Consider the following 19,381-nt stretch of genomic DNA (forward strand, 5'->3'; position numbering starts at 1 on the left):
GCCCGCCGCACCCGATCACGCGACGGCGAGCAATTGCCGCGAATTTTACCGCTTCACTGACGTCAGCACCCGGTCGACCATCTCGGGCGCGAGGCCGAGATAGTTTTTCGGCGCGGTGAGGCGGTCAATCGTCGCCCGATCGATCCGGCTCGCGACGCGATCATCCGCTGCCAGCGCCTCGGCCAGCGTCAGACCTCTGTCGTTGGCGACACGGCAGGCGTCGTAGACCACATCATGGGCCTCCTGCCGGCCGATCGCGGGCGCAAGGCCCATCATCACGGCTTCGGCAACGATCAACCCGCGGCTGATGTCGAGATTGCCGGCCATCCGCTTCTCGTCGACGATCAGGCCGCCAAGTGCGAACCTGGCCTGGCGCAGCGCGCCTGCGGTCAGGACGAAACTTTCCGGGATCGCCATCCATTCGGCGTGCCACGGGCCGGTGGCGCGTTCGAAATCCTGCACCATCGCGTCCAGCATCAAACCGGCATGCTGGCGCACCGCCTTGGAAGCGGCGAGCATCAGCTCCGACGAAATCGGGTTGCGCTTCTGCGGCATGGTCGAGGAGGCACCGCGTCCCTTCACGAAGGGTTCGTAGACCTCACCGAACTCGGTCGACGCCATGATCATGATGTCGAGCGCGATCTTGCCGAGCGTTCCCGTGACCAGCGCGAGGAAGTTCACCGCTTCCGCCAACCCGTCGCGCGCGACATGCCAGGTCGAGACGGGAACGCCGAGCCCGAGCTCCTCGCACAGCGCCTTCTGGACCTCGAAGCCCTTGTCACCCAGCGAGGCCAGCGTGCCGGCGGCGCCGGCGAACTGGCCGACCAGCACGCGCGGCTTCAGCTCGGCCAGCCGCGCGGCGTGGCGATCGAAGGCGGCGAGCCAGATCGCGGTCTTGTAGCCGAAGGTCACCGGCAGCGCCTGCTGCAGATGGGTGCGGCCGGCCATCGGCGTGTCGCGGTATCGTTTCGAGAGATCGGCAAGAATGCCGCGCAGCGCGGCGATGTCATCCTCGATGATCGCAAGGCCGTCGCGCAGCTGCAGCACCACGGCGGTGTCCATGATGTCCTGCGTGGTGGCGCCCCAGTGGACGTAGCGGCCGGCCTCGCCGCACTGCTTGGCCATCTGGTGCACCAGCGGCAGGATCGGGTAGCCGACGATGTCGGTTTCTTGCCGCAGCAGGTCGAAATCGAACGCGGCGACATCGGTGCGCCTTGCGATCTCCTCGGCCGCTTCCGCAGGGATCACGCCGCAGCGCGCTTCGGCCTTGGCGAGCGCAACTTCGACCTCGGCATAGCGTTGCAGCAGCCGCAGGTCGGAAAACACCTCGCGCATCGCGCTTGTGCCGAAGGCATCGCGAAACAGCACGGAATCGAGCACGGTGGTCGAGGTCGGGAAGGCGGACATGGCAGATCCTTGGGCACATCCTGTTGCCGGTCGCGGTCGGCAACGTCCCTATCACGGCACAGGCCCGTACCCTACCCCTCCGCGGGCGCCTCGCCGAACACCTCGGCTGCGATCTTGCTGGTCTCGATCGCGGCCGGAATGCCGCAATACATCGCGACCAGCAGCAGCACGTCCTGCACCTGCGCGGCGGTGCAGCCATTGGCCAGCGCGCCCTTGGCATGGACGCGGAACTCGGTCGGCTTGCTGCTCGCCGCGGTGATGCCGAGCATCACGAGGCTGCGAATCTGGTCGGACAGCCCGCTGCGCTCCCAGACGTCCCCATAGACATAAGCATTGATGATGTTTTGCAGCGGCGTGCCAAAATCGCCCGCAGCCGCCATCCGCTTGGCGACATCGACCTCGCCGAACATCTTCTGGCGCCGGCGCAGCCCGCGGGCATGGAGATCGCTGATGTCCACCATCGTCGTCTGGCTCCCCTGTATGGGCTATTTATACGGATAAATATGTCGCACCTCAATATTTCGATGGGCTTGCTGCTTGCCTTTCTGATCTATTTGTCCGTATAAATTGGTCAAAAGCAGAGGCGGAGGGGACCGGGATGAAGTTACGGCTGGGGCTGCTCGTCGTCCTGCTCGCGGCGCTTCCGACCCTGCCGGCTTTCGCGGCGGACGATTTCCCGCAACGGCCGATCAAGATCATCGTGCCGTTTCCGGCCGGCGCCGGCCCCGACAATGTCGCGCGGCTGGTCGGCCAGCATCTGCAGGACGCGTTCGGCCAGACCGTGCTGATCGAGAACCGCGCCGGCGCGCTCGGCAGCATCGGTGCCCAGGAAGTCGCCCGCAGCGCGCCCGACGGCTACACGCTGTTGATGGGCACCAACACCACCCATGCCAGCAATGTCGCAACGCTCAAGAGCCTGCCCTACGACCCGGTGAAGGATTTCGCGCCGGTGATCCGCACCACCACCACGGCGATGGTGCTGCTGGTCAACCCCAAGCTTGCGGTCAAGGACCTGCCGCAGTTCCTCTCCTACGCCAAAGCCACCCCCAATCTGACCGCGGGCTACGGCTCCGGCGCATCGCAGATCTCGATCGCGCAGCTGCAGTCGCGCGGCGGCCTGTCGCTGATCGCGGCGTCCTACCGCGGCGTGCCGCAGGCGATGACCGACGTGATGGCCGGCGTCATCGACCTGACCTTCGGCGATTTCTCGGTCGCGATCCCGCAGATGCAGGGCGGCACCTTGCGCGGGATCGCCGTGACATCGGCGACCCGCAACGAACTGACGCCCAGCCTGCCTGCGCTCTCGGAAGCGATGCCCGGCTTCGAGGCCACCATCTGGTACGGGCTGTTCGCACCCGCCGGCACGCCGGAACCGGTGGTCAACAAGATCTACGCCGAGTGCGCCAAATACCTCGCGATGCCGGAGACCAGGAAGAAGCTCGCCGATGTCGGCGTGATGGTGGCGCCGCTGACGCCGGCCGAGTTCGGCGCCTTCGTCAAGAGCGAGGTCGTGCGCTGGTCGGCGGAGGTGAAGGCGGCCGGCATCCAGCCGCAATAGCGCGAAGCGGCGTCGCACCATGGCTCGCCAAGCACCTGTCGGCATGATTGGCCTGGGGCTGATGGGATCAGCGCTTTCCGCGCGGCTGATCGATGCCGGAATCGGGGTGATCGGCTTCGACGTCGACGCGGCGAAGACGGATGGGCTGCGGGCCAGCGGCGCCGAGTTCGCGGCCTTCGCCGCCGACGTGGCGGCGCGGTGCCGGACCATCGTCATTGCCGTGTACGACGCGGCCCAGGTCACGGGCTTGCTGCCGGACCTCGCGAACGCCGCGCCGCCGCCGCTCGTCATCTGCACCACGACCTGCGCGCCGGACGAGATCACGGCGATCGCCGAATTCGCCGCGCGCTCGCGCCTCTCCTTGATCGAAGCGCCGATCTCGGGCACCAGCGCCGAGGTGCGCGCGGGCACGGCCACTGCGCTGGTCGCCGGCGATCGCGACGTGATCGCAGCCGCCGCCGCGACGCTCGACATCCTCTGCCCGCAGCGCATCCATGTCGGCGCGATCGGCCATGCCAGCCGCACCAAGCTCGCCATCAACCTGATCCTGCAGAACAACCGCGCCGCGCTCGCCGAAGGCATCGCGTTTGCTGAGAGCCTCGACCTCGACGGCGCGACGTTTCTTGCGACGGCACGGCAATCGGCGGCATATTCCGCCGTGATGGACAGCAAGGGACCGAAGATGCTGGCGCGGGATTTCGCGCCGCAATCGCATATCGTGCAGACCTTGAAGGACGCCGAGCTGATCCTGCAGGAGGCCGGCCGGCACGGCCTGCCTCTGCCGCTGACCTCAGCGCAGGCCGAGCTGCTGCGCAAGGCGATCGCGCTGCAAGGCCCGGACAGCGACAGCGCCGCGGTCATCGAGGCGATCCGTGCCGGACGCGACCAGGACAGGGACCACTCATGATCAATTGTGCGATCGCGGGCCTCGGCCGCTGGGGCCGCGCGCTGGTCGAGGCTGCGCAGAGCGAGCCGCGGCTGAGGATCGTCAGCGCGGTGGAACCCGACATGAGCGCCGCCGCGAGCTTTTGCGCGGCACATGGCCTGTCCCCCGCGGCCAGCCTCGAGGCCGTGCTGGCCGACCCCGCCATCGATGCCGTGCTGCTGGCAACACCGCATTCGCTGCACAGGAGCCAGGTGATCGCGGCCGCCGCGGCTGGTAAGCAGGTGTTTTGCGAGAAACCGCTGGCGCTGAGGCGCAGCGATGCGGCCGAGATGTTCGCGGCCTGCCGCAACGCCGACGTGCTGCTCGCGGTCGGGCATAACCGCCGGTTCTGGCCGTCGATGCAGGCACTCCGCGCGATTGTCGCCGGCGGCGAGCTCGGTACGATCCTGCATGTCGAGGGCCACAACAGCAACGAGAACTCGCAAGGCATCACGCAGGGCTGGCGGCTGTCGCCCGAGGAGTCGCCGGGCGGCGGGCTGACCGGCGCGGGGCTGCATGTGCTCGACGGCTTCGTCAGCCTCCTTGGTCCTGCCCGTCAGGTCTATGCCCGGTTGAGTGAACGCGCGGCCGGGCCGCCGCCGCTCGACACTGCAACTTTAGCGATTGAATTTGTGAATGGCGTGAGTGCAACCCTTGCTACGGTCCGCGCAACACCGTTCTATTGGCGCGTGCATGTGTTCGGGACGAAGGGATCCGCAGAGGTGCTCGACGAGGAGACGATGGTGCTACGGAAACCCGGCGAGGCGCCCGCGACGACGCGCTATCCGACGGTCAACACGCTCACCGCGGAACTTTCGGCCTTTGCCGACGCGGTCGAACGCAGGCAGCCGTTCCCGGTGCCCGAAACAGATGTGCTGGCAACGCTCGCCGCGTTCGAAGCCGCGTTGCAGTCGATGCAGTCTGGACATCCGGTTGCCTGCCATATGGCATACCAGTGATCCGCCATGTCTGAACAACCGGAGAGGGCGAGATCGTCCCGCTACCGCGACATCGCCACCGGGCTGCAGAAGGACATCCGTCTCGGCACCTACGCGGTCGGCAATCTGCTGCCGACCGAAACCGAGTTGATGGCGAGCTATCAGGCAAGCCGCCAGACCGTGCGCGAGGCGCTGCGCATCCTGATCGACCAGGGCCTTATCGTACGCCGCGCCGGCCTCGGTTCGGTGGTGATCGCCTCCGAGCCGCCGGTGCTGTTCACCCACAGCGTCAAGTCGCTCGGCGAGTGGCTGCGCTATTCCAACGAGACCTATCGCGACGTGGTTGGCAACAGCGACATCGTCGCCGACCGCAAGCTCGCTGCGCTCCTGAAATGCGAGCCCGGCAAGAGCTGGTTCCTGATCGAGGCCGTGCGCCGCTCCGACCAGTTCGCCGCGCCGCTCGGCTGGACCGAGATCTACGTGCTGCGCCGGTTCGCCGATGTCGTGACCCGCAGCGACCACGGCCGCACCCCGGTGCATGAGCAGATCGCCAAGATGTACGGCCAGGTCACCGAGCGCGCGCAGATGGAAATCTTCGTGCGGGGCATGCCGGCGCCGATCGCCAAGGCACTCGGCGTCAAGACCGGATCGCCGGCGCTCACCGTGGTACGCCGCTACTACGGCCTGCGCGAGGAACTGTTCGAGGTCACCATCACCACGCACCCGGAAGGGCGCTACACCTACACGATGGATATGCAGCGCTCGCTGCGGCCGAAACTCTAGATTCTAGTTTTGACGCGTTTTCTTCACGCGAACCGGTGTCCACTTCGCTCGAAAACGCTCTGGCTTTTGTGGAGACGCGTTGTCTTGACGCGAGCCGGAAGCCACCTCGCTTGAAATCGCGCTAGCGCGCCCGAGCCAGATGCGTGCTGCTGGCAGAGGTATGTGCCATCTGCGGGGTTCCGCTCACGCCCCAGATGACGACCGCGATCAGCGCGGCCGCCCAGACATATGGCACAGCATTCGGCTTCTTCATTTCCGAGATCATCCCCAACGTCTCAGGAGCACCGATGAATCTTACAACCGCAATCGTCAGCGTCTCACCAGGCACCCGTCCTCACAACGCTACTAAGGTTAGACCTTGTCGGTTTCGGGACGTCTTCGTGCGAATCCGGAAATGATTTCGTCGGAACCGGGCCGTCTCATCCGAATTGATGAGACCGCGGGTTGACGGCTTCGGCGTTCGCGACAAGGCCGGAGAATTTCGTGCTTAAATTTGAGTCAGATGCACAACAAACGTTCCAAAGGCCGCCCGCTGAATTCTTTTTGATTGTCCGCCGGACTCCGGCCGTGGCATCAGGGCCTGTGACACTGCGATGACAGGAATTCCCCCGTGACTGCCCAATCGGCCAAACCGCACGGCGGCTCCCGCCGCCACTCCAAGGAAATGCAGGACGAGGTCGCACGGTCGCTGGAACGGGAGCTGCAGTTCCTGACCGAGGAGCGCCAGGAGCGTGCCCTTCGGCTCGGCCTCGACTTCGCAGCCAAGACACCGAAGACCGACCACTAGGCGCGCCGCTTGCTTCGCGGACGCTGCACCGGCGCGGCCGCAAATTCCGATTCAGCTGTCAAGCAGCTTGTCCGGTGTCATCACCCGCGCATACGAGTGATCAAGTGTGTGAGGCACCGCTCCACCACGTCGTCCTGGCGAAAGCTAGGACCCATAACCACCGCATTCCGTGATGAACGGGATCGCGGCCCCAGCATCGCACAACAATTGGCATTTGGGGTAATGGGTCCTGGCCTTCGCCAGGACGACACCGATTGTGTGGCACGGCTGCATCCACAATCGTCGTCCCTGCGAAAGTCGGGACACCGAGTTTGTTGCGCCGTCGGTGAGCCACACGTTCTGCTGACGAATGGATTCCGGGCTCGCGCCAAGAGGCGCGCCCTCAGGTGCGCAATTGCGCACCGGGGAATGACGAAGCAGGCGATCAGGCCTTCCCGAAGAACAGGCAAGCAGTCTTGCCGGGTTATTGCGCGCCCTGCGCTTCCGCATCGACTTGCACATCGTGGCCGAAGCGATCCTTGCCGCTGAGCCTGGCCTTGCCGCCGTCGAACGTGAGCAGCCATCTGCGGTCGGTATCGCCGCCGACCAGACGCAGGTCGATCGCAAACGTCTCACCGGTCTGCCACGTCCCCTTCAGCGCCATCACGCCGAGCGGCGTTGGCTGGCCGAGACGATAGGTGCCGTCGAGCCCGATCGGTCCGGCCAATTTGACCACCGGCCTCGCCGCATCCGGCGTCGCTGTTTCCAGCTCGTAGCGCGGCGACGGATCGGTCAGATACAGCGTCAGCGCCCGTAGATTGAGACCGTTGGCCGGGAAGCGCCAGGTCTTGCCCGAGATGGCCGCCGCGGTCTCGGACACGGGACCGACCGCCGACGGCTTTTCCGTCGCGCTATCGCGCAGCGCCGCGGCAAGCTGATTGCCGCCGGCGGAGTTCACCGGCAGCGCCGTGTCGGACTTGACGGCGCCGGAAATGTCGTCGGCCATCCTGCCGAATGAGCAGTAGTCGCGCGCGGTCACGACCGTGACGATGTCGAGCGCGGGAAAGATCATGATCAGCTGGCAGCGGTCGCCGACCGCCATGAAGGCCTGCTGCTTCGGCATCACCCAGAAGAAATTGGCGTAGTGCAGGGACGGATCGAACGAGGCGTGCATCTCTGTCGTCGCGTGCCTGATGCGATCGACCCAGCCGGACGGCAGCAGCCGCTGCCCCTCCCATTCGCCGTCATGCAGATAGAGCAGCCCGATCTTGGCGGCGTCGCGCGGCGCGAGCAGAAGCCCGCCGCCGCCTTGCGTCAGCCCCGGCCCGATGCTGTGCCAGTACGGCGCGGCAATCCCGAGCGGACGAAACAGTTTCGTCACGGCATAGTCACGTGCGCTCACGCCGGTGAGCTTGTTGACGATCGCGGCCAGCAGTTGCGGATTGCCGGTGTTGTAGTAGAACGCCTCGCCCGGCGCCTTCGCCATCGGACGGTCCAGGATGAACTGGATCGCATCGGGGCTGCGCCCCCATTCGATCAGCGAGTCCGGCCTGCCGCCTTCGACGCCCTCCGTCCAGGCCATCCCCGAGGTCATGTCGAGCATGGTCTGGATCGTGATCGCCCGCTTGCGGTCATCCAGATCGGCGATGGTGCGCTCGGCAAAGAAATCCACCATGCGGTGGTCGAGGCTGTCGAGCAAATTGTCCCTGAGCAGCATCGCGACCAGCGTGCCGGTCACCGCTTTGGTGACGGAATTCATCAGATGCGGGATCTCCGGCGTGTACGGCGCATAGTAAGCGTCGAGCACGATCCGGCCATGACGCGCGGTCAAGAGGCTATCGAAACTGTGAGCCGCGCCAAAGTTGACGAGCCGCGCCAGCGCGGCGGAATCCATCCCCTGCTCTTCCGGCGTCGTCGTCTGCCACTGCCGGGTGAGCCACACCGGATCGGCGGCCCCTTCTGCGCGGGCTGCGCCTGACAAAGCCGTGGCTACGAGCAGCACTCCGCTCAGGATCGATACGGCCAGTCGTTTGAGATGCATGGAAGCTCGGCCTCATTTCCGCCCAAGAGAATAAGCGCACTGGTATATGTTTCCAGTCGTTTTCAGAGCGCATTTCTTGCAATTCATTTCCGATGAGGCGCTGTCATGACGCTGATTGATGGCTTGGGTTACCTGGCGTCGGCTCTTGTGTTGCTGACGTTCTGCATGAGCACGATGTTGAGCCTGCGCGCCGTCGCGATATTCAGCAATCTGGCGTTCATCAGCTATGGATTGGGCGACCGGATCTACCCGGTGCTCATCCTGCACATCATCCTGCTGCCGCTGAACGTGGTATTGCTGTTCCAGATGGTTCGGCTGCTTCGCAAGGCCAGGCGCGCTGCCGCGACGGACCTCTCTCCGAGCTGGCTGCAACCGTTCATGCGGCCGAAACACGTCAAGGCGGGAGAAACGATCTTCAGGAAAGGCGACGACGCTGACCTGCTCTACATGGTCGTATCGGGCGATGTCAGGTTTCCCGAGATCGATCGCGGGGTTTCGGCGGGCGAATTGTTCGGAGAGATTGGGCTGTTCTCACTCGAACGGCGCCGCACGCAGACGGCGCTGGCAGCAACCGATGTGGATTTGCTGTGGATCAGCGACGGCGCACTGCGAAAGCTGTGCGAACGCAATCCGGGACTGTCGCTGTATTTCCTGCGGCTGACGGCGACCCGGATGACGGAAAATGCAGCGCGCGCAATCAGGGTTGCCGCGGCGACGCCCAATCCGGCGTAAAGCGCCGGGCCACTGCGTCGCGTGCCGGTGCTACGGCGCGGACGACGCCGCAAGGCTCGGCAGCGGCGCGAACTGCATCTCTGCAACGGCCGAGCCGGCGTAGGCGCTGGCGATCAGGATCATGACTCGAATGGCGACGAACATGGTGCCTCCTCAGTCTTCTTGTTGGTCCCTTGATGCCAGAGACTTCTTTCCCGCCGGTGAGGAAAGCTGGTTGCCGCAACCTTGAAGGCATTGGTAAGCGAGCCGTTTACGCAAGCTTCCGTTCATGAGTTGGGAACCGTATCGGCCGATCGGCCGGCGCGCTAAACGCGCGGTTCACCCTGACCGGGCATTGTTCGCCTCAATCAAGAAGGCGCAATCACAATGCCGATTTTCAGGACGATCCTTGTTGTCGTATCGATTTTTCTTGCCGGTTTGTACGTCTACGATGCCTGCCGCAGCGACGGCTTGCTGAGGGCGGCTCCCGTGAGCGACGTGATTGCACGGCGCTGGCCGGAACCGGATGCGTTTCGTCCGGAGGCGGCACCCGCTCCCACAGCCACGGCCACCACGACGCCGGCGGCGCGCGTTAGGGAAACGTTTGCGATGTTCATCCCCAAGGACGCGCGGCGCCACTTGCTGCAGCGGAGCCTTTAACTGCCTCGATTCAGCCCAGAGATACGCCGGCCTTGGCGCGGCTGATTCCGAGCGTCAGAATGCGATTCAACAGAACCGGATAGTCCAGTCCGTCATGCCCGGCGGCTGTCGCGAACTCCTGGCTCTTGGCGATTTCGGGATTGGGATTGGCTTCAATGAAATACGGAACGCCATTGGTGGACAGGCGGAAGTCGATGCGCGCGTAGCCATCGAGCCCCAAGGTCCGGTAGATGCGTTTCGCCAGCCGTTGAATATGGGCGGATAGTTCCGGCGTCAGATCTTCGGCCGGCCCATCCGCAATTCCGATGCGCTCCTGATAGCTGGTATCGTGCTTGACCTTTTCGGTGGCGATCTGGCGCGCGGCGGGGCCGCCCATGCTGCCGAACTTCAATTCCCAAACCGGCAGGACGCGCAGCCTGTTGTTGCCGATCACGCCGACATAGAGCTCGCGTCCCTCGATGAACTGCTCGGCGATCGCGGCCGTTCCGATCCGCTCATGGATGAAGGCGACACGCTCCGCGAGCTTCTCGTCGGTATCGACGATCGACGCCTGCGAGATGCCGAGCGATCCATCGCTGCTCAGGCTCTTGACGATCAGCGGCAGCGCAAGCCGCGGCGGCCGCTTGACCTTGCGGCGCATCGGGAACACGGCGAAAGCCGGCACCGGGATGCGGCGGTGATGCACCAGCGTCTTGGACAGATCCTTGCCGCGCGCCAGGATCAGGCCGCGCGGATTGCACCCGGTATAGGGGATCTTCATCAGCTCGAGATAGCTCGCGATGTGCTGGTCATACACGACGTCGTAGTGAAACTCCTCCAGCAGCGTGAACACCACGTGCGGCTTGAAGCCCTCGATCTCGTCGCGCACCGGCTTGATTTCCTCCTGCACGCCGAGCGGACGAACCTCATGGCCGGCGGCGCGCAGGGTACTCACCACGTCGTATTCGGTTTTCCACTCGTTGATTTCCCGCGCGGAGTACCCGTCGCTGGAGTCCGGCGGCACACAGTCCGGGTGCATCAGCACCAGAATGCGAAAGTGTTTCATAGCGCGATCCATTTCCGGCGCGACGGGCCGAACAGCGCGTGCATGGTCTTGGCAGTCAGCAGGATGGTGAAGTTGGTCACCAGCTTCTGCTCGGGGCCGACGGCACGCAGATTGAGCTCGCGGCAGCGCATGATCATGTCGTCGAGCACGGCATCGAGCGTCAGCTGGTTCTCGCCCGTCCACCGTGCGACCAGTTGCCTGATCTGGGCGCGGTGCCGCCTGATGAAGACCGCGGCCGGCGGCTGCCGCCGATGCCGCGGATCGGCGGAAAACAGCTTGGACAGATCGCGGTCGTAGGTCTTCGGCGGCGTGAAGGCGTAGAACGCCTGCTTCTTCTTGTAGTGTTCGCCCAGCGTCTGCTTCAGCGTATGCAGCGGATCGACCCGCTCCCGCGTCGTGAGCAACGGCCGGTTGCCCGCGATCTCGCCCATCAGCTCGTCGACATATTCGAGCTTCTTCAGCGCCGGCCATCCGGCATACCGCGTCCGCCAGTTCGAGCGCGGCCGCAACCACACCGCGAAGGTCTCGGCGAAATCCTCGTCCGGATGGCTCTGCGCGTACCAGAGCCTGAGATGCTGGACATAGTTGCGGCTGGCCGGATTGGGCCGATAGTAGCGCGGATAGTGTTGCGACGACGGACCGAACAGCTGCTGCCAGCGCCGGCGGCGTTGCAGCTGGTAGCCGTGCTGGATGGCGTGCCCCGCCTCGTGGCGGAGAATGGCCATGCACTCGGACCACGAGGCGCCCTCGACGTCGAGCATCATCTTCTTCTCGAGCTTCATCAGGCGGGGATGGGCGAGATAGAACGGAATGGCGATGCCGGGCACATCGGCCGGGCTGAACCATTCGCTCGAGATCCATGCGTGCGGCCGCAGCCGGATCCCCCGCTCTTCGAGCTCTTCGTAGAGCGTGCTGACACAATCCGCGAGCCAGGTACCTTCGACCGCAACCCTCAGACTGCTGAGGCGTTGCTCGAGCAACTGCGCATCCGTGAGCTTCTCCCAGGCAAATTTACGACGCGGCATAGGCTTCCAAAAACCAAAAACAAACCGGAATCGGGATGGTGTCATAGGTTGCCGCCGGCAACAACCGCCGGGCCTTCGCGGATGGCGGCCCCCCGTCCCGTGCCGGCTCAGGTCCGGGTCGGGCGCGCGCCCGCCCATGCTTCGGCCGGCAGCCGCTGCGGCAAACCCTTGTCGCGCGTGGGCGCCTTCGCGCTTTCTGCTATCGTCGGCGGGTATTCACACAAGCGATTTGCAGGGGCGAAAATGGATGATCGGCGGCGGCTGCTTTTTCACGGCATGGCCCTGTTCCTGATCGGGCTGTTGACCGGCCTCATCGAGCAGCACTTCACCAATGTGCGGATGGCGCTCGCGGCGCATCTCGAAGGCGTGATGAACGGCACGTTCCTGCTTGCGGTCGGCGCGATCTGGAGCGAGGTCAGGCTGCCGCCCCGCGCGAGCGCCGCAGCCTACTGGGCGCTGCTGTGCGGAACGTACGGCAACTGGGCCGTGACGACGCTCGCCGCGGTTCTCGGAACCGGCGCGTTGTCGCCGATCACTGCGGCCGGGCGTGGCGCCGCGCCGTGGCAGGAAACGCTGGTGACCACTGGATTCGTCTCGATCGGCCTCGCGATCATCGCAGCATCGATCCTGCTGTTGTGGGGGCTGCGCGGCAAGGCTGCCCTTGCCCATGACGCGAGATAGCTTCAGCTGGTCTCCGGTCAATGCTGGCCGTGATCCTGCGCGGCGCGTGCCGCCACTGCGGCGCGCCGCCGCAGCAACTCGCGCTCGCGCGCGTTGCCGGCCAATGCGGCGGCGGCCTCGAACGCGGTGTGCGCCTCCGCGAAGCGGCTCAGCCGGTGCAGCAGGTCGCCGCGCACGCTCGGCAGCAGATGATAGGATTTCAGCGCCGGCTCGTCGGCGAGACCGTCGACGATCGCAAGCGCGGCCAGCGGCCCTTCGGCCATGCCGATTGCGACCGCGCGGTTGAGCGCGATGACAGGCGAATCCAGCAGCGCGGCGAGATCGCCGTACAGCGCGGCGATGCGGCGCCAGTCGGTCGCATCAGGCGTGTCGGCCTCGGCATGGCAGGCGGCGATCGCAGCCTGCAGCGCGTAGAAGCCGCCGGCGCCGCCGAGCTCGCGGGCACGCGCCAGCGCCAGTTGCCCGCGGCGGATCTGCAGGCGATCCCACAGCGCGCGGTTCTGGTCCATCAACAGGATCGGCTCGCCGGCTGCGTCGGTGCGCGCCGCCATCCGCGAAGCGTTGAATTCCATCAGCGCCAGCAATCCGTGCGCCTCCGGCTCTTGCGGCGCGATCGATCTCAGCACGCGGCCGATCCGCAGCGCCTCGTTGCAGAGCTGCGGCCGCAGCCATTCGTCGCCGCTTGCCGCGGTATAGCCCTCGTTGAAGATCAGGTAGGCGACCTCGAGCACGGAGGCGAGCCGCTCCGACAGCGCCTCGCCGCGCGGCGTCTCGTAGACCAGACCGGATTCCGACAGCGTGCGCTTGGCGCGCACGATGCGCTGGGCGATGGTCGCCTCCGCCTGCAGGAAGGCGCGCGCGATCTCCTCGGTGGTGAGGCCGCAGATCATCCGAAGCGCTAGAGCGGCGCGGGCCTCGCGCGACAGCAGCGGGTGGCAAGCGGTGAAGATCAGCCGCAGCAATTCGTCGCCGATATCGTCGTCGAGCGCGGAATCGAAATCGGGCATGGTCTCCTGCTCCCGCACCAGATCATGCGCCAGCATGCCGTGCTTCTCGGTCAGCATGCGGTTGCGCCTGATATGATCGAGCGCACGCCGCTTGGCGGTCGCCATCAGCCAGGCCCCTGGCTTCTCCGGCACGCCACTGAGCGGCCAGTGCTCGAGCGCCGCGATCAGCGCTTCCTGGGTCAGATCCTCGGCGAGCGGCACGTCGCGCAGCATCCGCGACAGGCTGGTGATCAGCCGCGGCTGCTCGATGCGCCACACACCGAGGATGGTGCGCTTGACCTCGTCCTCCGTCACGCCGGCCACCGGCCTGCGACCGAGGCGACCGTCAGCAGTCGATGAAGGGGCGAACCTCGCATGACAGTTCCCAATCCGGCATATGGTCAAGATGAAGCTGCATGAATTCGACGGCGCGCGCCACGGCCTCCTCCTTGCCCTTCAGCTCGAACACAGCGTAGCCGCCGACCACCTCCTTGGCCTCCATGAAGGGGCCGTCGGTGACGGTGAGCTTGCGATCCTTGATCTTCACCTCCGCGCCCGCCGTGCGCGGCAACAGCGCGCCGGTATCGAGCATGCGGCCCGCCGCGATCTCGCGTTCGGCGAGCTTGCCGATCGCCTCCCTCAATGGTGGGTTCGGCAGCATCGGCTTCTCGGCCACCAGGACATACATGAAGCGCATCGGCTGTCCTCCTCCGGCTCACTCGGGACACTGTCCGGCAAAACCTGCGAAGGCGCGGACCTCGCAGGTGCCTTGCCAGCCGGGCATGTGATCCTTGTGGAGCTGCATGAACTCGACCGCGAGCGCCACCGCCTCTTCCTTGCTACCCAGCTCGAAGATCGCGTAACCGCCGATCACTTCCTTGGCCTCGACGAACGGACCATCGACGACGCTGAGATGGCCGTCGACAATGCGGACCTGCGCGCCGGTCGCGAGCGGCATCAGCCCGCCGGTATCAACCATGCGGCCGGCCTTGATCTCGCGGTCGGCGAGCTTGTGCATGGCGTCCAGCAGCGCCGGGGTCGGCTGTGCCGGCGGCTGGGGCGAGGTGACGATCGACATAAAGCGCATGAAATGCTCCTGTTTGCGGCAAGCCACGGGATTATCGCGGTGAAATCGGCTCGCTATGGGGAACGACGATCCGGGGCGGCCCGGATCGACAGGGGCTGGGGATTTATTTTGCCATCAGGAAACAGATCGCCACCCACCGTCGTCCCTGCGAAAGCAGGGACCCATAACCACAGGGTTGAGTTGTAGAGACGAGCAGTGGCCACAGCCGCGCAAAATCAACTGACATCGTGGCTATGGGTCCCTGCTTTCGCAGGGACGACACCGAGTTTGCGGCAGAGCCGCTCCTGCTGCCCCCAGCAGTCCCGTAGCCCGGGTGAGCGAAGCGATACCCGGGACGCTGCGCGAGATACCCGCATGTCGCTGACGCTCATGCGGGCTACAGGGAGGTGCCCTCACTGCTCCCGCAGCATGATCAGCGGGTCGGCGCTGTCGGGGATGCGGCGCCACTGGGCGTTGTCGTCGGCCTCGAACTGCCAGGTCTCGCCCTTGGGCGACATCAGGACCATCTGGCCGTGGTCGAGCCGCCACAGCGTCGGGTTGAAGGCGACGACCGCGGGATCGCATTTGCCTTTCAGGAACAGCTGGAAATTGTCGTTGCCGGCGTCGGTGTTGGTCAGCACCAGGGCGCAGATCGCCTGGCCGTTGCCGCGGACCATCGACCAGTCGCCGATCATCTGGTCCATCGACTTGGCGAGCGCGCGGGCAGCGGCGAGGTTTTGCAGGATGTAGACGCCCTCATTGGTGCGCATGCCCTCGAAGATGCCGGTCTCGACCTCGGTGAAATCGATCACGGCCTCGCCGGCCGCATTCTGCAGCCGCACGATGTCGCCGAGGCCCTTGATGCTCCAGCCCGTGATGTCCTTGGTGAAAGGCAGTGCTGCGGCGCAGGCCGGCTCGAGCTCGAGCTTGAAGCCTTGCGGCGTCGCATCGCTCTTCAGCGTCACGACGCAAGTCTTGCTGCGCTCGGTGGTGGCGAGCTCCCACTGACCGATCATGTTCTTTTTCAACGTCGAGACGTCCTGCGCGGCTGCCGGACCGCACGCGGCCAGCAGCACAAGCAGCACGACGCTGAAGCGGGACGGGGACATCAGCGCCCCTTCACCGGCGTTTCGGCAACCGGCGTCAGCGGCGGCTTGCCGGCGAACCAGTTTGTGATGTTGTCCACCACGAGCTGGTCCATCGCGTTGCGCGTCACCACCGAAGCCGAGCCGATATGCGGCAGCAGCACGACGTTCTGCATCGCCTTCAATTCGTCCGGCACGTTCGGCTCGGCCGCGAACACGTCGAGACCAGCGGCCAGGATGGTGCCGGATTTCAGCGCCGCGACCAGCGCCGGCTCGTCGACCACGGAGCCGCGCGCGACATTGATCAGCACGCCGCGCGGGCCGAGCGCCTTCAGCACGTCGGCGTTGATCATCTTCGCGGTCGAGGCGCCGCCCGGCACGATGACGATCAAGGTGTCGACCGCCTTCGCCATCTCGATCAGATCGGGATAGTGCTTGTAGGCGACGTCCTTGGACGGATTGCGCGAATGATAGGACACCGGCACGCGCGAGGCCTCGAGCCTGCGCCCGATCGCCTGGCCGATCCGGCCCATGCCGACGATGCCGATCTTGCGATCGCGCAACGAGCCGACGCTGAGCGGATAATTCTGGGTCTGCCACAACCCGGAGCGCACATAGCGGTCGGCCTTGACGAATTCGCGCAGCGTCGCGATCAACAGGCCCATCGCGACGTCGGCGACCTCCTCCGTCAGCACGTCGGGCGTATTGGTGACCACAATATTGTGATCCCGCGCATAGGTGGAATCGACGTGGTCGTAGCCGACGCCGAAGCTGCCGACGATCTCGAGCTTCGGAAACATCGCCATCGCGGTCTTGTCGGTCGCCATCGTGTGATAGGTGACGGCAATGCCGCGGATCTTGGCCATCGTGTCGGGCGTCAGCCGCTCGAGGTCGCCGCGGCTCTCGGCCCGGTGCAGCACGTATTGATCGGAGAAGCCGTTTTCGAGGATTGGCCGGATCGGTCCATAAACCAACAGATCGATCTTTTCGGAAGAAATCGGGGCCATCAATTGTCCTTTCCTAACGCGCTCTCATGCCAACGCCGCAACAGAAGGTGCGAAACTAACGCCAGCACCCCATAGATGACAATCCCGGCCAGCGATAGCAGCAGAAGTGCTGCGAACATGCGGGGAATATTCAGCCGGTAGCCCGATTCAGCGATCCGGAAGGCAAGGCCAGAGCCGGCGCCGGCGCTGCCCGCCGCGATCTCCGCGACCACAGCGCCGATCAGCGACAGGCCGCCGGCGATGCGCAGACCGCCGAGGATATAGGGCAGCGCCGCGGGCAGCTTCAGCAACAGCAGCGTCTGCAGCCGTGATGCGCCATAAAGTTGAAACAATCCGGCGAGGTTGCGATCGACCGAGTTGAGGCCGAGCGTGGTGTTCGACAGCACCGGAAAGAACGCCACGATCCAGGCGCAGACGATCACCGCGGTCTGCTGCTGCAGATAGATCAGGAGCAGCGGCGCGATTGCGATCACCGGCGTGACCTGCAGCACCACCGCGTAAGGGAACAGCGAATATTCCAGCCATTTCGACTGGTTGAACAATAGCGCCAGCACGACGCCGCCGATCGCCGCGGCAACGAAGCCTTCGAGCGTGGTCAGCAGCGTGACGCCGAGCGATTGCGCCAGCACCGGCCAATCCGCAACCAGCGTCTTCAGCACCAATAGCGGGCTCGGCAGCACATAGGGCTGGATGCCATAGCCGCGGACGATCGCCTCCCAGAGCACGAGGCCCGCGGCAAACACCGCAAGCGGCAGCAGAGAGCGGACGAGATCGTGCGGAGACTTCATGCGCCCGCCTGCCCTGCATAAGACGGCGCCAGCGCGCCCGAGACCTCACGGCAGAACGCGGCATATTCGGCCGAGGTGCGGAACTCCTCGCCGCGCGGCTCGGGCGAGGTGATGCGAAACGCGGCGCCGATCCGGCCCGGGCGCGCCGTCATCACGATCACGCGCTGCGAGAGATAGACCGACTCGAACACCGAGTGCGTCACGAAGATGATGGTTTTGTGCAAATTGCGCCATAGCGACAGCAGGTCGTTGTTGAGGCGAAAGCGCGTGATCTCGTCGAGCGCCGCGAACGGCTCGTCCATCAGCAGAATATCGGGATCGGTGACCAGCGCGCGCGCAAGCGACACCCGCATCTTCATGCCGCCGGACAATTCGCGCGGATAGGCGGCCGCAAACTCCGCGAGCCCGACCTGATCGAGCGCCGCCTCGATGCGCGCATCGGCGTCTGTCGCCGGCGCGCGGGCAAGCTTCAACGGCAGGCGGACATTGTCGCGCACATTGGCCCACGGCATCAGCGTGGGCTCCTGAAACACGAAGCCGATCCTGTGGCTGCCGCGCGGCTCAACGCCGTGATGGGCAAGCTCGACCGTGCCGGCGCTTGGGGTAGCGAGGCCGGCGATGAGACGCAGCGCGGTGGACTTGCCGCAGCCGGAGGGCCCGAGCAGCGAGACGAACTCGCCGTGTCTCACGTCGAGGTCGAGCGGCCCGAGCGCCATCACCCCGCTGTCATAGGTCTTGGTGACGCCGCGCAGGCGCACGGCCCATCCGGCATCAGGTCCAGACAACGCAGGCTCCGCCATCGCGCGTCCGCACCCTCAGTTCTTCGGCCTGAGCTCGACGCCGACCGCCTTGTTGACGAAGCGCAGCGTGTAGCCCTGGCGATAGTCGATGGTGCTCTTGACCACACCGGCGCGCACCATCTTGTCGAAGAAGCTCGCCATCCGCTCGTCGGTCATGGCGCCGATGCCGTTCTTGACGGAATCGCCGGAATCGACGATGCCGTGCTCGCGCATCTTGGCGACGCAATAGGCCAGCAGCTCGTCGTTCATCTCCGGATTGAGCTTCTTGATCATCGCATTGCCGGCGGAGTTGTCGCCATAGACGTAAGTGTACCAGCCGACAACGGAAGCATCGACGAAGCGCTGCACCAGGTCCGGCTTCTTGTCGACCAGGTCGCGGCGGGTCTCGATCAAGGTCGAATAGGAGTTGAAGCCGTAGTCGGCGAGCAACAGCACGTTTGGCTTGAAGCCGGCGGCCTTCTCCACCGCAAAGGGCTCCGAGGTGACATAGCCCTGCATCGCGGTCTGCTTGTTCACGATGAAGGGCTGCGGGTTGAAGGTGTAGGGCTTCACCTTGTTCTCGTCGAAGCCGTATTCGGATTTCAGCCACTGGAAATAGCTGGTGATGCCTTCCTTCGAAATCAGCAGCGTCAGCGGTTTCAGATCCTCGATCTTGCCGACCTTGACCTCGGGATGGGTCAGGAAGACCTGCGGGTCCTTCTGGAACATCGCGGCGACCGCGACCAGCGGCACATTGTTGGTGACGGCGTCGAAGGTCTGCAGCGAGTTCGCGCTCATGAAGAAGTCGAGCTTGCCCGCGATCAAGAGCATGCGGTTGTTCTCGTTGGGACCGCCGGGCACGATTGACACGTCGAGGCCGTATTTCTTGTAGGTACCGTCGGCGAGCGCCTGGAAGAACCCGCCATGCTCGCCCTCGGCGACCCAGTTGGTGCCGAACGAGACCTTGTCCAGAGTCTGCGCCCGCGCCGGGACGAGGCCTGCGGAAACGCCGAGGGTGGCCGCCAGAAAGGCCGTGGTTAACGCTCGCGACAAAAAGGCCGGGATCATGGTTGGACTCCGTCGATCATTATGGCCCATGATGGAAGGCGGGAAGACGTGGACCGCGCCCG

Annotated in this window: 22 protein-coding genes; 8 read left to right on the top strand and 14 right to left on the bottom strand. The window is 65.2% G+C overall.

Annotated elements, in window-relative coordinates:
- Positions 1-45 precede the first annotated feature (45 nt).
- Both pcaB and AAFG07_RS39830 read right to left on the bottom strand, forming a co-directional pair.
- Positions 46-1,407, bottom strand: a complete 1,362-nt coding sequence (pcaB, locus tag AAFG07_RS39825; RefSeq protein ID WP_342725023.1) for a 3-carboxy-cis,cis-muconate cycloisomerase — start codon at positions 1,405-1,407, stop codon at positions 46-48.
- Positions 1,408-1,478: 71 nt separating this feature from the next.
- Positions 1,479-1,868 carry a carboxymuconolactone decarboxylase family protein gene (locus tag AAFG07_RS39830; RefSeq protein WP_092119719.1) on the bottom strand — a complete coding sequence of 130 codons (390 nt, stop codon included), beginning with the start codon at positions 1,866-1,868 and terminating at the stop codon, positions 1,479-1,481.
- A 137-nt stretch (positions 1,869-2,005) separates the two neighbouring features.
- On the opposite strand from AAFG07_RS39830, the gene AAFG07_RS39835 reads away from it, so the two are divergent.
- The 4 genes from AAFG07_RS39835 to AAFG07_RS39850 are packed head-to-tail and all read left to right on the top strand — an operon-like array spanning position 2,006 to position 5,611.
- Positions 2,006-2,965 (top strand): tripartite tricarboxylate transporter substrate-binding protein, encoded by a 960-nt coding sequence (locus AAFG07_RS39835; protein ID WP_342725024.1) that lies wholly within the window; start codon positions 2,006-2,008, stop codon positions 2,963-2,965.
- Between the two features lie 19 nt (positions 2,966-2,984).
- On the top strand, positions 2,985-3,872 hold the full coding sequence (locus AAFG07_RS39840; RefSeq protein WP_342725025.1) for an NAD(P)-dependent oxidoreductase: 888 nt from the start codon (positions 2,985-2,987) through the stop codon (positions 3,870-3,872).
- On the top strand, positions 3,869-4,849 hold the full coding sequence (locus AAFG07_RS39845; RefSeq protein WP_342725026.1) for a Gfo/Idh/MocA family oxidoreductase: 981 nt from the start codon (positions 3,869-3,871) through the stop codon (positions 4,847-4,849). The genes AAFG07_RS39840 and AAFG07_RS39845 overlap by 4 nt, the downstream gene beginning before the upstream one ends.
- Before the next feature lie 6 nt (positions 4,850-4,855).
- Complete coding sequence (locus AAFG07_RS39850) at positions 4,856-5,611, top strand: GntR family transcriptional regulator (RefSeq protein ID WP_342725027.1); 756 nt, start codon at positions 4,856-4,858, stop codon at positions 5,609-5,611.
- Positions 5,612-5,732: 121 nt separating this feature from the next.
- On the opposite strand, the gene AAFG07_RS39855 is transcribed toward AAFG07_RS39850, so the two are convergent.
- On the bottom strand, positions 5,733-5,864 hold the full coding sequence (locus AAFG07_RS39855) for a hypothetical protein (protein WP_275948933.1): 132 nt from the start codon (positions 5,862-5,864) through the stop codon (positions 5,733-5,735).
- Positions 5,865-6,221: 357 nt separating this feature from the next.
- Between AAFG07_RS39855 and AAFG07_RS39860 the strand changes: the two genes are divergently transcribed.
- Positions 6,222-6,398, top strand: a complete 177-nt coding sequence (locus AAFG07_RS39860) for a hypothetical protein (protein WP_342725028.1) — start codon at positions 6,222-6,224, stop codon at positions 6,396-6,398.
- Positions 6,399-6,861: 463 nt separating this feature from the next.
- Here the strand turns inward: AAFG07_RS39860 and AAFG07_RS39865 are convergent, their stop codons facing one another.
- Entirely contained in the window at positions 6,862-8,418 is a 1,557-nt protein-coding gene (locus tag AAFG07_RS39865) for a serine hydrolase (RefSeq protein WP_342725029.1), read from the bottom strand.
- 105 nt (positions 8,419-8,523) lie between these two features.
- On the opposite strand from AAFG07_RS39865, the gene AAFG07_RS39870 reads away from it, so the two are divergent.
- Positions 8,524-9,150: a cyclic nucleotide-binding domain-containing protein gene (locus tag AAFG07_RS39870; protein ID WP_342725030.1), complete on the top strand. Its 627-nt coding sequence runs from the start codon at positions 8,524-8,526 to the stop codon at positions 9,148-9,150.
- A 366-nt stretch (positions 9,151-9,516) separates the two neighbouring features.
- Entirely contained in the window at positions 9,517-9,789 is a 273-nt protein-coding gene (locus AAFG07_RS39875) for a hypothetical protein (RefSeq protein ID WP_342725031.1), read from the top strand.
- A gap of 10 nt (positions 9,790-9,799) precedes the next feature.
- Here the strand turns inward: AAFG07_RS39875 and AAFG07_RS39880 are convergent, their stop codons facing one another.
- A complete protein-coding gene (locus tag AAFG07_RS39880) occupies positions 9,800-10,834 on the bottom strand; it encodes an ATP-grasp domain-containing protein (protein ID WP_342725032.1) in 1,035 nt (344 codons plus the stop codon).
- Complete coding sequence (locus AAFG07_RS39885) at positions 10,831-11,859, bottom strand: putative zinc-binding metallopeptidase (RefSeq protein ID WP_342725033.1); 1,029 nt, start codon at positions 11,857-11,859, stop codon at positions 10,831-10,833. Before AAFG07_RS39885 ends, AAFG07_RS39880 begins: the two co-directional genes overlap by 4 nt.
- Positions 11,860-12,102: 243 nt before the next feature.
- On the opposite strand from AAFG07_RS39885, the gene AAFG07_RS39890 reads away from it, so the two are divergent.
- The gene (locus tag AAFG07_RS39890) at positions 12,103-12,540 is read left to right on the top strand and encodes a hydrogenase (RefSeq protein WP_342725034.1); all 438 of its coding nucleotides are present in this window, start codon (positions 12,103-12,105) and stop codon (positions 12,538-12,540) included.
- A 17-nt stretch (positions 12,541-12,557) separates the two neighbouring features.
- Here the strand turns inward: AAFG07_RS39890 and AAFG07_RS39895 are convergent, their stop codons facing one another.
- The 8 genes from AAFG07_RS39895 to AAFG07_RS39930 form a co-directional block, all read right to left on the bottom strand.
- Positions 12,558-13,841 carry a sigma-70 family RNA polymerase sigma factor gene (locus AAFG07_RS39895; RefSeq protein WP_342725035.1) on the bottom strand — a complete coding sequence of 428 codons (1,284 nt, stop codon included), beginning with the start codon at positions 13,839-13,841 and terminating at the stop codon, positions 12,558-12,560.
- Positions 13,842-13,872: 31 nt separating this feature from the next.
- Positions 13,873-14,223, bottom strand: a complete 351-nt coding sequence (locus AAFG07_RS39900) for a hypothetical protein (RefSeq protein WP_342725036.1) — start codon at positions 14,221-14,223, stop codon at positions 13,873-13,875.
- A gap of 18 nt (positions 14,224-14,241) precedes the next feature.
- On the bottom strand, positions 14,242-14,613 hold the full coding sequence (locus tag AAFG07_RS39905; RefSeq protein WP_176528645.1) for a YciI family protein: 372 nt from the start codon (positions 14,611-14,613) through the stop codon (positions 14,242-14,244).
- A gap of 392 nt (positions 14,614-15,005) precedes the next feature.
- Positions 15,006-15,701: an AprI/Inh family metalloprotease inhibitor gene (locus AAFG07_RS39910; protein ID WP_342725037.1), complete on the bottom strand. Its 696-nt coding sequence runs from the start codon at positions 15,699-15,701 to the stop codon at positions 15,006-15,008.
- Entirely contained in the window at positions 15,701-16,684 is a 984-nt protein-coding gene (locus AAFG07_RS39915) for a 2-hydroxyacid dehydrogenase (protein ID WP_342725038.1), read from the bottom strand. Before AAFG07_RS39915 ends, AAFG07_RS39910 begins: the two co-directional genes overlap by 1 nt.
- The gene (locus AAFG07_RS39920; protein WP_342725039.1) at positions 16,684-17,472 is read right to left on the bottom strand and encodes an ABC transporter permease; all 789 of its coding nucleotides are present in this window, start codon (positions 17,470-17,472) and stop codon (positions 16,684-16,686) included. Before AAFG07_RS39920 ends, AAFG07_RS39915 begins: the two co-directional genes overlap by 1 nt.
- The gene (locus AAFG07_RS39925; RefSeq protein ID WP_342725040.1) at positions 17,469-18,272 is read right to left on the bottom strand and encodes an ABC transporter ATP-binding protein; all 804 of its coding nucleotides are present in this window, start codon (positions 18,270-18,272) and stop codon (positions 17,469-17,471) included. Before AAFG07_RS39925 ends, AAFG07_RS39920 begins: the two co-directional genes overlap by 4 nt.
- Before the next feature lie 15 nt (positions 18,273-18,287).
- On the bottom strand, positions 18,288-19,319 hold the full coding sequence (locus AAFG07_RS39930) for an ABC transporter substrate-binding protein (RefSeq protein WP_342725041.1): 1,032 nt from the start codon (positions 19,317-19,319) through the stop codon (positions 18,288-18,290).
- Positions 19,320-19,381: the final 62 nt, after the last annotated feature.

Origin of the sequence: Bradyrhizobium sp. B097 (genome assembly GCF_038957035.1) — a bacterium.
Classification (GTDB): Bacteria; Pseudomonadota; Alphaproteobacteria; order Rhizobiales; family Xanthobacteraceae; genus Bradyrhizobium.

Coding starts and splice junctions, on each gene's coding strand:
- AAFG07_RS39840 (WP_342725025.1), top strand. CDS start 2,985: ATGGCTCGCCAAGCACCTGTCGGCATGATTGGCCTGGGGCTGATGGGA.
- AAFG07_RS39845 (WP_342725026.1), top strand. CDS start 3,869: ATGATCAATTGTGCGATCGCGGGCCTCGGCCGCTGGGGCCGCGCGCTG.
- AAFG07_RS39925 (WP_342725040.1), bottom strand. CDS start 18,272: ATGGCGGAGCCTGCGTTGTCTGGACCTGATGCCGGATGGGCCGTGCGC.
- AAFG07_RS39865 (WP_342725029.1), bottom strand. CDS start 8,418: ATGCATCTCAAACGACTGGCCGTATCGATCCTGAGCGGAGTGCTGCTC.
- AAFG07_RS39855 (WP_275948933.1), bottom strand. CDS start 5,864: ATGAAGAAGCCGAATGCTGTGCCATATGTCTGGGCGGCCGCGCTGATC.
- AAFG07_RS39910 (WP_342725037.1), bottom strand. CDS start 15,701: ATGTCCCCGTCCCGCTTCAGCGTCGTGCTGCTTGTGCTGCTGGCCGCG.
- AAFG07_RS39875 (WP_342725031.1), top strand. CDS start 9,517: ATGCCGATTTTCAGGACGATCCTTGTTGTCGTATCGATTTTTCTTGCC.
- AAFG07_RS39905 (WP_176528645.1), bottom strand. CDS start 14,613: ATGCGCTTTATGTCGATCGTCACCTCGCCCCAGCCGCCGGCACAGCCG.
- AAFG07_RS39830 (WP_092119719.1), bottom strand. CDS start 1,868: ATGGTGGACATCAGCGATCTCCATGCCCGCGGGCTGCGCCGGCGCCAG.
- AAFG07_RS39900 (WP_342725036.1), bottom strand. CDS start 14,223: ATGCGCTTCATGTATGTCCTGGTGGCCGAGAAGCCGATGCTGCCGAAC.
- AAFG07_RS39890 (WP_342725034.1), top strand. CDS start 12,103: ATGGATGATCGGCGGCGGCTGCTTTTTCACGGCATGGCCCTGTTCCTG.
- AAFG07_RS39870 (WP_342725030.1), top strand. CDS start 8,524: ATGACGCTGATTGATGGCTTGGGTTACCTGGCGTCGGCTCTTGTGTTG.
- AAFG07_RS39850 (WP_342725027.1), top strand. CDS start 4,856: ATGTCTGAACAACCGGAGAGGGCGAGATCGTCCCGCTACCGCGACATC.
- pcaB (WP_342725023.1), bottom strand. CDS start 1,407: ATGTCCGCCTTCCCGACCTCGACCACCGTGCTCGATTCCGTGCTGTTT.
- AAFG07_RS39920 (WP_342725039.1), bottom strand. CDS start 17,472: ATGAAGTCTCCGCACGATCTCGTCCGCTCTCTGCTGCCGCTTGCGGTG.
- AAFG07_RS39885 (WP_342725033.1), bottom strand. CDS start 11,859: ATGCCGCGTCGTAAATTTGCCTGGGAGAAGCTCACGGATGCGCAGTTG.
- AAFG07_RS39915 (WP_342725038.1), bottom strand. CDS start 16,684: ATGGCCCCGATTTCTTCCGAAAAGATCGATCTGTTGGTTTATGGACCG.
- AAFG07_RS39835 (WP_342725024.1), top strand. CDS start 2,006: ATGAAGTTACGGCTGGGGCTGCTCGTCGTCCTGCTCGCGGCGCTTCCG.
- AAFG07_RS39930 (WP_342725041.1), bottom strand. CDS start 19,319: ATGATCCCGGCCTTTTTGTCGCGAGCGTTAACCACGGCCTTTCTGGCG.
- AAFG07_RS39880 (WP_342725032.1), bottom strand. CDS start 10,834: ATGAAACACTTTCGCATTCTGGTGCTGATGCACCCGGACTGTGTGCCG.